The 13,072-nt window shown below is 57.7% G+C and carries 11 protein-coding genes and 2 pseudogenes; 8 read left to right on the forward strand and 5 right to left on the reverse strand.

The features are described from left to right. The first annotated feature begins 8 nt into the window (after nt 1-8). Both GNZ13_RS10795 and GNZ13_RS10800 read left to right on the forward strand, forming a co-directional pair. Nucleotides 9-452, forward strand: a complete 444-nt coding sequence (locus GNZ13_RS10795; RefSeq protein ID WP_172163378.1) for a nuclear transport factor 2 family protein — start codon at nt 9-11, stop codon at nt 450-452. A 505-nt stretch (nt 453-957) separates the two neighbouring features. After that, nucleotides 958-1,941, forward strand: a complete 984-nt coding sequence (locus GNZ13_RS10800) for a VOC family protein (RefSeq protein ID WP_172163381.1) — start codon at nt 958-960, stop codon at nt 1,939-1,941. Nucleotides 1,942-1,987: 46 nt separating this feature from the next. On the opposite strand, the pseudogene GNZ13_RS10805 reads toward GNZ13_RS10800, so the two are convergent. The 5 genes and pseudogenes from GNZ13_RS10805 to GNZ13_RS10825 all read right to left on the reverse strand — a co-directional run. Beyond that, a pseudogene (locus GNZ13_RS10805) lies at nt 1,988-2,317 on the reverse strand (IS3 family transposase); the annotation flags it as partial. 165 nt (nt 2,318-2,482) lie between these two features. Further along, nucleotides 2,483-3,118 (reverse strand): malonic semialdehyde reductase, encoded by a 636-nt coding sequence (locus GNZ13_RS10810; RefSeq protein ID WP_172163384.1) that lies wholly within the window; start codon nt 3,116-3,118, stop codon nt 2,483-2,485. A 137-nt stretch (nt 3,119-3,255) separates the two neighbouring features. Then, nucleotides 3,256-4,212 carry a nuclear transport factor 2 family protein gene (locus tag GNZ13_RS10815; protein ID WP_172163387.1) on the reverse strand — a complete coding sequence of 319 codons (957 nt, stop codon included), beginning with the start codon at nt 4,210-4,212 and terminating at the stop codon, nt 3,256-3,258. A 177-nt stretch (nt 4,213-4,389) separates the two neighbouring features. Further along, nucleotides 4,390-5,718 (reverse strand): MFS transporter, encoded by a 1,329-nt coding sequence (locus tag GNZ13_RS10820; RefSeq protein WP_172163390.1) that lies wholly within the window; start codon nt 5,716-5,718, stop codon nt 4,390-4,392. 189 nt (nt 5,719-5,907) lie between these two features. Beyond that, a pseudogene (locus GNZ13_RS10825) lies at nt 5,908-6,910 on the reverse strand (D-2-hydroxyacid dehydrogenase). Nucleotides 6,911-7,077: 167 nt separating this feature from the next. Here GNZ13_RS10825 and GNZ13_RS10830 point away from each other — a divergent pair. The 6 genes from GNZ13_RS10830 (at nt 7,078) to GNZ13_RS10855 (ending at nt 13,070) form a co-directional block, all read left to right on the forward strand. Then, complete coding sequence (locus tag GNZ13_RS10830) at nt 7,078-8,493, forward strand: 3-isopropylmalate dehydratase large subunit (RefSeq protein ID WP_172163393.1); 1,416 nt, start codon at nt 7,078-7,080, stop codon at nt 8,491-8,493. An 18-nt stretch (nt 8,494-8,511) separates the two neighbouring features. Continuing rightward, on the forward strand, nt 8,512-9,150 hold the full coding sequence (leuD, locus tag GNZ13_RS10835; protein ID WP_172163396.1) for a 3-isopropylmalate dehydratase small subunit: 639 nt from the start codon (nt 8,512-8,514) through the stop codon (nt 9,148-9,150). Further along, the gene (locus GNZ13_RS10840; protein ID WP_172163399.1) at nt 9,143-10,000 is read left to right on the forward strand and encodes an isocitrate lyase/PEP mutase family protein; all 858 of its coding nucleotides are present in this window, start codon (nt 9,143-9,145) and stop codon (nt 9,998-10,000) included. Before leuD ends, GNZ13_RS10840 begins: the two co-directional genes overlap by 8 nt. A gap of 67 nt (nt 10,001-10,067) precedes the next feature. Continuing rightward, nucleotides 10,068-10,997, forward strand: a complete 930-nt coding sequence (locus GNZ13_RS10845) for a BKACE family enzyme (RefSeq protein WP_172163402.1) — start codon at nt 10,068-10,070, stop codon at nt 10,995-10,997. A 34-nt stretch (nt 10,998-11,031) separates the two neighbouring features. Beyond that, nucleotides 11,032-11,811 carry an enoyl-CoA hydratase/isomerase family protein gene (locus GNZ13_RS10850; RefSeq protein WP_172163405.1) on the forward strand — a complete coding sequence of 260 codons (780 nt, stop codon included), beginning with the start codon at nt 11,032-11,034 and terminating at the stop codon, nt 11,809-11,811. A gap of 2 nt (nt 11,812-11,813) precedes the next feature. Further along, nucleotides 11,814-13,070, forward strand: coding sequence for a CaiB/BaiF CoA transferase family protein (locus GNZ13_RS10855; protein ID WP_172163408.1), 1,257 nt, complete (start codon nt 11,814-11,816; stop codon nt 13,068-13,070). The last annotated feature ends 2 nt before the right edge of the window (nt 13,071-13,072 follow it).

Consider the following 13,072-nt stretch of genomic DNA (forward strand, 5'->3'; position numbering starts at 1 on the left):
GGCTCGATATGTCAGAGTTAGACGGATACTCAAAGAATGTCACTAGGGTAAAGGAATACTTCGTCCGTTTGGACGCGGGTCGACCAGATCTTCTTGATTTGTTTGCCGACGATTTCCAGTTCTATTTCCCAAAGTTCGGCACAGGTAAAGGCAAAGCCGAGCTCTACGAACTCGCTAAGGGGTTGAGTAGTACCCAAAAGTGGGCATCGCACAACCCCGAGTCGATGAAGTTCTTTGAGGGGCGCGACTTTGTCGTAGTCGAGGGCACCACCAAGGGCGTTTACCAGGATGGCACGATGTGGTCGGGTGGTGAGACGCCCGGTGGTCGCTATTGCAATGTGTTTGAGTTTCGAGATGATGGACTGATCGAGCGCGTGCACATCTACCTTGATCCCGACTATGCGGGGCACGACAGTGCTCGCTTCCTCTGGGGCACAAACCGATCTTGGTAACTTGCCGCCACGGACGAACGAGGATGCGCATGTACTGAGAAGTCGTGCCGGGAATTCAGACAGCGGCATCAGTGGAGCGACTCGTCCCCGGGCCTGGCCGCATGCGCATTGCCTGCAAAAACCATTGGGCAAACCCGCAATTCACCAGAAAATCGCACGCGGAAACCTCGTGAACACTGCTTCGGTCATTATGACGGGGCGCTTTTCAACAGCCTGCTCTAGTGTCCCGAGTTAGAAGTTCGCAGTTAAACATTGCGATTGACGGAGGGAATTCGGCCAGCGTGGGACAAGCTGTATCACACGTGCGTAAGCAGGACCGTGGCATCGAATGAGCTGAAGGAGAAGTCGTGAGTAGTGCGAAAAACACGTTGCGCGAGATGGTCGAGCACTGGCTCGCCCAAGACGGCGAGTGGCGCATATTACCACCGAGTCGGGAACGGCCGGCAATGCGCCACCTAAAATTCAACGAACTTTTAACTCATCACACTACAATGGAAGAGTAATTATGTCTGTGCTCGGAATATTGTCCTACACGCTCGAAGTCCCGGATATCGAAGAAGGAGTCCGATTCTATGAGAATGCGGGCCTCATATCGGACGTTGAAGGCGACGTCGCGCGGCTGCGCTGCCGAGGACAGGACAGGGATGTCATCGTCCTCCTTGGGAACCGCCCGGCGAAAAGGCTCCATCATGTCAGTCTACGCGCCGACGGGCTCAGCATGATCGAGCGTGTCGTACCGGAGCACGGAGGTGCCCTTGTCGCGACCCCGGAGGGGGCGAGCGATAGCGGGCTGTGGGTCACGGATCCCCACGGGATGCTCCTGCATCTCAGCGACGCTCCTGCCGACCCGGAGCCCGCCGCAGCGCCGCCATTCGAGATCAACGCGCCCGGACGCCTGGTGAGGAAGGGAAGGTCGGCAATGCTTGCGTCCGAGTTCTACAGTGCCGTTGTGCCGCTGCGGCTGGGTCACGTCCTGGTATTCTCTCCCGACGTACCTGCCAGCGTCCGGTTCGCGACCGAGGCACTCGGCATGGGTCTCGCCGATCACGCCAAGGACGTTCTTGCGTTTTGCTGCGCGCGACGCAACAGCGACCATCACGTGCTGGCTTTCGCCAAATCTCCGGCGGTCGGCTTCCATCACGCTAGCTTCCAAGTCAATGATCCCGACGATGTGGGGCGCGGCGGCAGGGCCCTGGTGGAAAAGACCGGCAGGGGCGACTGGGGTTTCGGCCGCCACACGATCGGTTCCAATTTCTTCCACTATATCCAGGATCCTTGGGGATCGTGGTTCGAGTACTACTCGGACATCGACCACATCGAGGATTACGCGATGTGGAAACCCACCAATTATGAGCTGAAGGACAGTCTCGCGAACTGGGGTCCGAGCGTCCCCGACGACTTTGTCCACAATTATGAAGCTATACCAACCTTCGATCGGTTGCCGCGTCAGATGAACGACCAGACGAATGCCCGAACGCCAAAAGACTAGCCCGCACGCGAACTGAGGTTGGTTGGAGCCCGTGGACGCCAACGGGTTAAGCAGCGACGTGATTTAAATGGTAACGCTGCGTGGATGCCACGGGTGACAGGTAGTCGAGACGAGCCTGGGTGCGTTGGCGGTTGTCCCCCAAGGGGACTTCCTTCGGGGCGTAGAACAGTTCGATGTATTCGCTGATTTCCCGCTTTGCCTGCTCACGCGTGGCAAAGCGGTGATGACAGACGAGTTCACTTTTCAGTGTGCCCCAAAACGATTCGATCGGCGCGTTATCAAAGCAGTTTCCTCGCCGACTCATTGACGCCTGCGTGCGGAACTGGCCGACGAGGTGCTGATATGCGTGAGCGCAGTACTGACTGCCGCGGTCGGTAAGAGGTGACATCGGGAGTTCGGACAGGTCGGTAAGTGGAAAAGCTGGGAGTTGAGTCGGCCATACTGGTCGGCAAAGAGGAACCCAAAAATGACGAAACGGAATCGACTGGGCGATCGCGGTTTCAACCACCCATGAACCATTTCCACTACAGGTGGGCTTCGGTCACAAAAGCGTGCATGCCTGATCGAAATTGAGGCGCGGCGCGCGGGGGTGTAGTCCGGACGCGTCACCGTACCCCAGGTTGCACAGGAAATTCGATTTGAGATGGCCCTCCGGAAAAAACTCTTCGTCAGTATTTTGGTCGCTTTTTCCTGCTCCAAAAAACTCTTCATCGACCTTGGCATTGTCGAATCCGGACATCGGCCCACAATCAAGTCCCAATGCGCGAGCGGCGAGAATCAGATAGGCACCTTGCAAAGACGAGTTGCGCCTCGCGGTTATATCGACCAGTTCGGGGGCGCTGGCGAAGTGGTCGCGCATGCCGGGGTTGTGGGGAAAAAGTGTGGGCAGCTTTTCGTAGAAGTTCAGGTCGTAGGCGATGATGGCCGTTACGGGAGCGTTCCTAACCTTGTCCACATTCCCTGGGGCGAGTGCTGGTATCAGCCGTTCTTTGGTTTCCTTGGTGCGAAGGAAGACGATTCTTGCCGGGTTCCCGTTGGCACTGGTGGGTGCCCACTTCATGAGCTCGTATAGTTGCCGCAGCGTTTCATCAGCAACGGGTTGGTGCAGCCACGTACTATGCGTGCGTGCTTCACGGAACAGAAGATTGAGACCGTCGTCATTCAGGACTTTGTTCATGAAACCTCCTTGATTGTGAGGGCTGACGTAACCGCTTGTGGTGCGCTTCGGCTAGTTCAACTGAAGTCGCTTGGGACTGAACGAGACAGCGCATTACCTCGTCGAAAAAAAGTGTACTTCTTCACCTCGGACGGACCTTACGGTTCAATGGCCAACGCCGCCATTGCTTGCAGACTTGCCTCGGAAAATCTGCCGCCGTCATACATCGTAGTAGCACGAGTGATCGCACCGAACGAATCAAGTGTCAGGACGGTAATGCCCCCGGGGATTCCTGAGTTGATCGCGCCGATCCATTCGAAGCCCCCGCCGGCATTGGAGCCTAACGTGTGACGCAGACCGCTGCCGAAGCCATTCGGCAGCCGTGTCAGCGCTCTTCCGAAATAGCTCTCGATTATCGTGCGACTGATAATTTGCACGCGGCTAGGCACGTCTTCATACACTGCGTCGTATGAAAAGAGGCTGGCGGCAGTCTTTGCGTCCCCGGCGCTGAGTGCCGCCGTCAAGCGAGCTGTGACCTCACGAATCTGCGGCGAAGCGCGCTCCCGCAGAGCATTTTGATGCCAGTCTTGCAGCGTTTGCTTTTGCAGGTTGAAGGTATTGGGCCAGCCACGCGAATCCCAATAATCGACCCATCGCACCACCTTGCCATCTTCGAAGTCGAGCGCGCCCACCCCATGGATTTCGCCCCCGAACAGCTCTTTGGTATCAGTGAACACAACCACCGCGCTCCTCATATCGCCGAGAATGCGCGTTGGATAAGATTTCGCGGTCGACGGCCAATTAGCCATGTATTGCGTGAAGAAGGCCTTAAGAATGGCCCACCCTGGGGCGTCCCAGCCGAGTGTCGCATCAGTATATGTCACCAGGCGTGGTGAAAAGAAGGACATCGTTTGGTCGACATTGGCTTGAGTCTTAGCGGCGAAATAGGCGTAAAGGAAATTCATCAGATCCGGAGACGCTGCGGAAGTATCTGCGATCCGCGGATAAGGGAGCGGCGTATCGGCGTTCGCTGTCGTGGCGCCGAATTGATTAATGAGTGCAGCGCCAGCGCCTACGCCAGCGGAAATGAGAAGGTTTCGACGAGTGTTGTCCATATTGCCTCCATTTAAATTACCGGTCGTGCATTGCAGGTATTGACTGATCGCACAACTGATAACCCCCAAACTCATCAGACACTTGCCATCGAGCCTCCTAAGAGAAAATTAGTAAACGCTGAAGCAAATAGGAAGATGCGAACGCGTTTCAGAAAATGCAAACAGCTCGTTGGATAATCAGCCAATTTGCCGCGCCACATGCGGCGGGTTAAGCACCGTCCAGGCGCGAAAGAACAGCAGCGCCCCAAGACACGCCGCTACAGAACCGACTGTGCAGAGCGCCTTCGCCAGAGAATCCGCCCCGACGAAAACACGGTCGTTAAAAAAGCCGACCAGAAACGGCCCAAGTCCCGTACCGAGAAGATTGATCCCGCAGAACACGATTGCCATGGCCTTTCCTCGCATCCGGTTAGGGACGCTCAATTGAATCGGCGTGTATGCAGTCGAGACGACGACACCCGTCAACAAAGTCGATATGGCATATAGCACCATCCCGACATAGATGTTCCGGACAAACGCAACGGACAGCATGTTGGCAAACTGGATCGCGCAAGAGAACAAAATAATTGCCATGATCCGTGCCACGATCTTTTCTGGCGCCACACGCCGCAAGCTCACCTGCGAAACCATGCCGCCGAACAGCCCGACGATAATGAAGATCGGCCCAAGAGATTTGCCGACCTCGGCGGGCGCAATCTGAAATTGCCGCGACAACAAAATAGGAAACCATGCGATGACGGAATAGAAGACAAGGAAGATCGTGCATACACCGGTGATATACGGCGCATAGAACTTCGATTCAAAAAAAAGGTACTTCAGGGTGTGGCTCAGACCGATCATCTTGGCCTGCTCCACTTTTTCCGCGAGGTCCAGTTCCTTACGCTGCGGCTCCTTTACCAAAAGCAGAAGCAAGATCGGAATTATGCCGAGAAGCCCGATGAGCACGTAGACCTTTTGCCATGCCTGATGACCCGGTAAAAACCAGCTCGCATTGCCACCCAAACCAAAGTACGAGAGCGCAACGCCACCTAGCAGAAGAGCTATCCCACCTCCGATAAACGGACTTGTCGCCAAGATCGAACTCGCAAGCGGAATTCTTCGTGTGGAAAGCAGGTCGGCAAACAAGGACAGACCCGCCGGAACGATAACGGCCTCCGCCGCCGCCGTGCACGCACGCGCGGCAAACAATTCGCCGAAATTACTGGCGAATCCGCAGAGCATCGTCGCTGTACTCCATATCAGCACGCAGCACGCAACAAGCCTTATCCGGTTAGTTCGATCAACCATCCAACCGAGTGGAATACCGCCGATAAAAAAGAAGATTGAAAAGGCGAACCCTTGCAGCACGCCCAACTGGGTGTCCGACAAAGCAAGCGTGCTCTTTAAGGGTTGGGCCACGATCGTCAGCACACTGCGATCCAGATACGACACCATGTAGCACAGGGACATTAACGCAACCAGGTATGCCGCTTTGCTTCCCTTAACATCCAGATAACGCCTCGTCATTACGCCTTCTCCTTGTTGCGCCCCGCCTCTTGCAGACGGAACACGTTCTTTATATGTCAGTTTGGCCAGCACCGTCTCCGAGCAGATCGTCAAACATGATTGTAGGACAATGTAGATGCGAGATATGGTTCGCGATAGTAGGGATTTCACCGAGCGGGACGGGTATGAACGGTTCCCGTCGTTCGCACATCACGTTATATTTCGACCTGCTGGATGCCTGGTGGCAAGGTGACGAGGTACCCCATGATAGTAAGCGTCAATATTGTCCGCGAGTTGATCCGCCAGTTGCTGCATGGCTTCATCGCTCGCCCATGCAATGTGCGGAGTCAAGATGAAGTTCGGGTGACTCAGCAGTCGTATGAACGGGTGATCGGAACGGATAGATTCATCGCATACCACGTCGAATCCTGCTCCGGCGATCTTGCCATCCTCGAAGGCCTTGCAGAATGCGGCTTCGTCGACCACCCCGCCTCTTGCGGTATTGATCAGCAACGGGCGTCGCTGCATCAGATCGAACTCACGAAGCGACAGCATGTTTCGCGTGTCCGGCGTGAGAGGACAATGCAGCGTAATGATGTCGCTGATCCGAAGTACCTCGTCAAGCGACAATCGACCGCACTTTGGCGCCTCCACGCCTTTGCGGCCGGCGACCACGACACGCATGCCCAACGCCTCCGCGACCCGGCCCACTTCACGGCCCACCGTGCCATCGCCGATGATTCCGATGGTCGATCCGGCCAGGTCACGTATCGAATGATCGAAAAACACAGAACTGACCTGACTCTGCCCAGCGCCCGGATTGCACGGACTCGCGATGGGCGAACAAATTGCGGCGCAATGCGAAGATCAGCGCGAAAGTGTGTTCCGAAACAGTCACACGCGCGTAGTCGCGAATGTTCCAAACCGGGATTCCCTTCTCCTCGCACGCCGCGAGATCGACCACATCCGTGCCAGTCGCCGCAACCGCAATGAACTTCAGCCTGTGTGCCCCACGGATCGCCTCGGCGCTAAGGGGCGCTTTGTTCGTGATGACGATATCGGCATCGACAATACGCGTGGCCACCTTTTCTGCGCTGCTGGAAGGATATTCAAGCCATTCGTGTATGAAAGACGGGCGCCTGAGTCGGGTTTGCGCAGCGATGGTGTTTCGGTCCAAAAAGACGATTCGCGCGTAGCCTCCAGTTCTCCAGATATCGTTGTTGTCTGCCTTGCCAGGCCATCGCGAACTATCGCCGCGTTGCCGCACAGCAAAGCGACGTCACGGGTTCAGTCCTTGCCTGACCAGGGATACCACTAATCCGATTTGGTCAAATGCCGTACAATATTGTACTACAATCGTGCCATACAAACGGAGGAACCATGAGCAACAACCCTCTCACATCGGCCGAGAAAATCTGGCGCCAGCATGTCATTGCCGCGCTCGGCGACGGGATTGACCTGATACATATCGACCGCCACTTCCTTCATGAACTGTCGGGAGCTATTTCGTTTCAGGGACTGGCATCAACCGGAAGACGTGTATTCGATCCGGCAGCAACATTTGCGACAGTCGACCACGTCATCGACACCTACCCGGGACGTTCGCTCAGTTCGTCGGCGCCCGGAGGCGAAGCGTTCCTCCGTGACCAGGTAAAAGGAGTTCGCGAACATGGCATCACGTTTTTCGCTCCCGAAGACACGCGCCAGGGTATCACTCACGTCGTGGCGATGGAGCAGGCCATTGCGCTGCCGGGCATGACCTTCGTATGCGGCGACAGCCACACCACGACAGTCGGAGCGCTCGGCGCACTGGCGTGGGGCGTCGGATCGACGGATGGCGAGCAGGTCCTGGTCACGCAGACGCTAATGGCGTCTCTCCCTTCATCGATGAGAGTTCGCTTCGAAGGACAACTGCCGGATGGAACCAGCGCGAAGGACGCTGTGCTGAAGCTGATCGCCACCATCGGCGCCGACGGTGCGGCGAATGTCGGTGTGGAATACGCGGGGACAATGGTGCGCTCCCTGTCGATTGAAGCGCGTGCCACGCTTTGCAACATGGCAGTTGAAATGTCAGCCCGATTCGCATTCGTACCGACCGACGATGTGACGCTGTCGTACTTGCATAACCGGCCGTATGCGCCTTCCGGCGCGAACTGGGACCTCGCTGTCGCCCACTGGAAATCGCTGTCGAGCGACGAAGACGCGTCGTTCCAGCGTGATGTGACGATCGACTGCGCCGGCCTCGAACCGTTCGTCACGTGGGGAACGACTCCGGATCAGGCGGTCCCCGTGAGCGGTGCGGTCCCCACTGGACCGTCGGTAGCTGGCCTCGCCGCGCAGGATGCCTATGCGCAAGCAATCAAATATATGAACCTGGAACCCGGGCGTCCACTGGCTGGTCTGCCCGTCGACGGCGCATTCATCGGGTCATGCACGAACAGCCGGCTCGAAGACCTGGAGGAAGCAGCCAGGATTCTGCGCGGCCGGCATGTCGCTCCCGGCGTTCGCGCGATCTGCACGCCCGGGTCCACTGAGGTAAAACGCGCGGCCGAGCGGCACGGAATCGATGTCGTATTCAAGGCCGCAGGCTTCGAATGGCGTGAGGCGGGATGTTCGCTCTGCGTGAGTGCCGGCGGCGAAAGCTTCGGGCGTAGATCTCGTGTCATCAGCAGTACGAACCATAATAGCGAACATCGCCAGGGCCAGGACGTTCGCTCGCACCTCGCGAGTCCGGCAACCGTGGCCGCGTCCGCCGTCGCAGGCGTCATTTCCGATCCACGCCCTTTCCTTCGCTAATCAAACCGGAACATCGAAATGCAACCCTTTGAAGCAATGCGAGCGCGCGCAGCCCTTCTGCTCATGGACGACGTTGGGGCTGACAACATCATCTCCGTAAGCGGTCTGATGAAAACCAGCAAGACTGGTTTCGCGGACGCCATGTTCGCGTCGTGGAGGTACCTGCCGGACGGCACGGAGAATCCTGAATTTTCGCTGAATCATGCGCGCTACAAGAACGCACAAATTCTGATTGCCGGGCGCAACTTCGGCTACGGAAGTTCACGCGAAGCGGCTGTCTGGGCGTTGCGGGATTACGGGTTCCGCTGCCTGATCGCTCGAAGCTTCGGGCCTATCTTTTACGGCAATTGCATCAAGAACGGCCTGCTTCCCATCGCACTCGACGACCAATCGCATGCAGCACTCGTCGACCAATTAAATCGGAGCGAGAACGTCCTGAACGTTTCTTTGGAAAATTTTGAAATTTCGACCGACTCCGGTGCCACATTCAGCTTCCGGTTGCCAAAAGTTCATCAACGCCTGCTGCTCGAAGGAATGGAGGCAATCGACTACGTCAACACGTTTCTCGATCAGATTCACGCATATCGCGCCGTGGACCGGATCAGACGTCCCTGGGTCTACCTGAACACTAACAAAAGAGAGGTCGCCGGTGAGTAACACTCATTTCCGCGCATTGCTGGAAGAAAAACATGCGTTGATCATTCCGACTGCACATGATGCCCTTAGCGCAAAACTCATCGAACGCACAGGCTTCGATTGTTGCGCCGTGGGCGGATTTGCACTCGTCGCCGCCCGGCTCGGATTGCCGGACATCGGCGTAGCGACCTTCAGCGAACTCTATGCGGGCGTGCAGGACATTCTGCCAAACCTTTCCGTTCCGTTGCTCGTCGATGCCGATGACGGCTATGGCGATATCAAGAACGCGGTCCGTACCGTGCAGATGTATGAGCGGCTCGGTGTGGGCGGCGTTCTGCTCGAGGACCAGACCAGCCCGAAACGTTGCGGGCATGCGGCGGGCAAGTCTGTCGTGTCAAGGCAGGCCGCACGGCAGAAACTTGAAGCAGCGCTGGATGCACGACGCAATCCGGATTTCTTCATCGTCGCTCGTACCGACGCGCGTGGCACGCATGGCCTCGATGAAGCACTTGAACGCGCACGCATCTTCGAGGAAGCAGGCGCGGACGCGATATTCATCGAAGCTCCGCAAAACATTGGCGAACTCGAACTGATCGGACGCAGCTTCCGTACACCGCTGCTCGCGACGGTCGCGGAAGGCGGCAAGTCACCCGCACTCGATGCCGAGCGGCTGATAGCGCTCGGGTTCAGGATGATCTGGTATCCGGGCGTCGTTCTCGCGCGGATGATCGTCTCGATACAGGACTCGCTTGCGCTAATACACCAGGGCTCGCTCGATACTCCCCCAAACCTTCCGTCGGTTCCCCAGATGTCAGCTCTGCTCGGCATGCAGCAATGGATCGACTTGCAGCAGAAGTACGACCCCGATTAACGTCGACCGGTGTGCGATCCACAGGTAATCGAGTGGACGCCAACCAGCAAATGAAGGAGACCGCTGTATGAACAATCGGAAGGTTATTATCACGTGCGCGATCACGGGTTCTATCCATACGCCCAGCATGTCGCCGTACCTTCCCGTAACGGCTGGCGACATCGCGCTTTCAGCAATCGAAGCGGCGGCCGCGGGCGCGGCGATCGTGCATCTGCATGCGCGCGGCAACGAGGGACGTCCAGACCAGTCGGCGGAAGCGTTTGCGCCGTTCCTCAAAGAAATCAGGTCGCGTTCTGACGTCGTGATCAATGTGACGACGGGCGGCTCGCCAACGATGTCGATCGAAGAGCGCGTTCGCCCGGCGGCACTTTTTAAGCCCGAGGTCGCGTCGCTCAACATGGGGTCGATGAATCTGGGGATGTATCCGATGCTCGACCGCGTCAAGACGTTTTCATACGGTTGGGAACGGCCGTATATCGAAGGATCACGCGATCGCATATTCAGGAACACGTTTAGCGATATCGAGTACGTTCTCAAATGCTGCGCGGAAAACGGAACCCGCTTCGAAATCGAGTGCTACGACATAGGGCACCTTTACACCCTTGCCCATTTCGCGGACCGCGGCCTGATACAGGCACCCTTCTACATCCAGTCGGTCTTCGGGCTTCTGGGCGGAATCGGTGCGCACCCGGAAGACGTTCTTCAGATGCGCCGCACTGCAGACCGTCTGTTTGGCGCAGACCGTTATGTGTGGTCTGTCCTTGGTGCGGGCCGCCATCAGCTACCTGTTGCAGCCATGGCCGCCGCGATGGGCGGAAACGTGCGCGTGGGGCTTGAAGATTCGCTATGGATTTCCAGAGGCGAACTGGCGATCTCCAATGCCCAGCAGGTGCGGGCGGCACGAACCATCATCGAAGGCCTTGGCCTGCAGATTGCCACGCCCGACGACGCACGCGAGATTCTCCATCTGAAGGGCAACGACAACACCGGGATCTAAGCCGGAATTCGACATCACAGCGGAGCAATACTCAATGGATTCGCTCATAGAAAGCACCCGAGACGCGGACGTCTCGATCCTTACCCTGCGCCATGCGCCATATAACCTGATCGGCCCCGAGCTCATCGAAGCTCTTTCCAGGTCTCTGGATCAAGCTTATGACGAAGGCGCTCGCGCAGTGGTCTTGCGCAGCGGCCTGAGACATTTCTCGGCCGGCGCCGAAATGAAGATGCTTGAACAGATGATCGCCACCGAAGGCCACTCCGGACTTGGTTTCGACCCCGTCGGGTTTCTCGGCAAGCTCGAGCGTTTTCCACTCCCTGTAATTGCCAGCATCCATGGAGTCTGCGTCGGGGGAGGACTGGAACTGGCACTTGCCTGCGACTATATCGTCGCCGCCGAATCCGCGCGGCTTGGCGCGGTAGAAGTCACGCTGGGCCTGCATCCGTTAATGGGTGGCATACAACGCTTCGTGCAGAGAGCCGGTACGCTCCGCGCCAAGGAACTGGCGATGCTTGGTCGGCGGTACGATGCCGCCACATTCGAACGCTGGGGGTTGATCAATCTGGTGGTTCCTGCCGACCAGTTGGAGTCCGCCACGCTCGCAATCGCCTACGAACTGGCGAACGGTCCGACGATCGCGCATGCTGCCACCAAACGCCTTGTGCAGTTCGCCGTTAGTGAAGGCACCGAGGCCGCAGACGAGGCGATGGCGGAGATCCAGAAGCCGTTGTGGACATCCACCGATGTGAGCACGGGTCTCGAGTCCTATCGAACCAGCGGTGCCGGTTCGGCCAGATTCGTGGGGCGATGATCATGGCGGGTCCACTAGATGGTATTCGGGTCGTCGATTTTTCGCGAGTGCTTGCCGGACCGCTCTGCGCCAAAACACTGCTCGATCTCGGCGCGGACGTGGTCAAGATCGAACCCCCTCGGCCCGATATTTCGCGGCTCGCGTTTCCGGGTCATGCAGGCATATCCGGCTACTACGCTCAGCAGAACGCGGGCAAACGCAACGTCAGCATCGATCTGAATGTGCCCGGCGCGCGCGAGCTTGTATTGCGTCTGTGCGATGAAGCGGACGTAGTCGTGGAGAACTTCCGGGCAGGTACGCTGAACTTCTTTGGCCTCGACTACGAAACATTGTCTGCCCGCAATCCGCGGCTGATCTATCTATCCATTACCGGATACGGGCAAGGAGGGCCGTGGATGCACCGCATGGCGTACGCGCCGACAGTACAGGCTGAAGCGGGTTTGACGCGACACAGCCTCGACCACTACGGCGATGCGTTAGCACAGCCACGCACGGACAGTCTGTCGCATGCCGACGTGTATGCGGGTTTACAGGCGTCTATCGCGATACTGGCAGCGCTCGTCCGACGCGCACAAACGGGAATCGGACAGTACATCGACGTATCGATGGCCGCTGCGCTGACTTCCGCCAACGAAAAGGCCCATGTCTACCTGAGCGGAGCCGACCTTGCCGCTGAACCGGCGATTCTCGGCGCAACCGACTGTCCATTCTTCGAGGGCCCATCGGGCGAGCAGATCGTTCTTTCGATGAGCCTCGTCGGTTCGGTAACGTTCCCGTTTTATCTACGGGCAATGCGACGGCCCGAACTCGCCGCCGACCCTCGCTTTTCGAGCGCGGCGGCACGCCGTAAGCACCGCAGCGAGTTGCATGCGTTGGTGCAGAACTGGATGTACACGTTTCGCACGCTGGAGGCGCTAGATGCGCAACTGGACGAAGCAAAGATTGCAATGGGCAGACTTCGCACGATGCAAGATATCGCGGAATCAGACTGGGCAAACTATTGGGGCGCGGTACAGACGGTTTCGGACCGGCACGGGGGATCGTTCAGGCTGCCAGGCAGGCCGTGGCGTTTTTCGCGCGACGCCTTGCCCGCAGCCGGACTTCCCGCGTTTCAGGGTGAACACAATCGGACTGTATTCGAGGCATACGGATTGACGGCCGCAGAACTGGACGCCTACGAGCATTCCGGTGCGTTCGTGCAGATACACCGTGAAAATTCGAACCCGGGCGATGAAGTGGAAACACCGCAGGTCGCGTAGCT

This window comes from Paraburkholderia elongata (assembly GCF_013177735.1).
Lineage (GTDB): Bacteria > Pseudomonadota > Gammaproteobacteria > Burkholderiales > Burkholderiaceae > Paraburkholderia > Paraburkholderia elongata.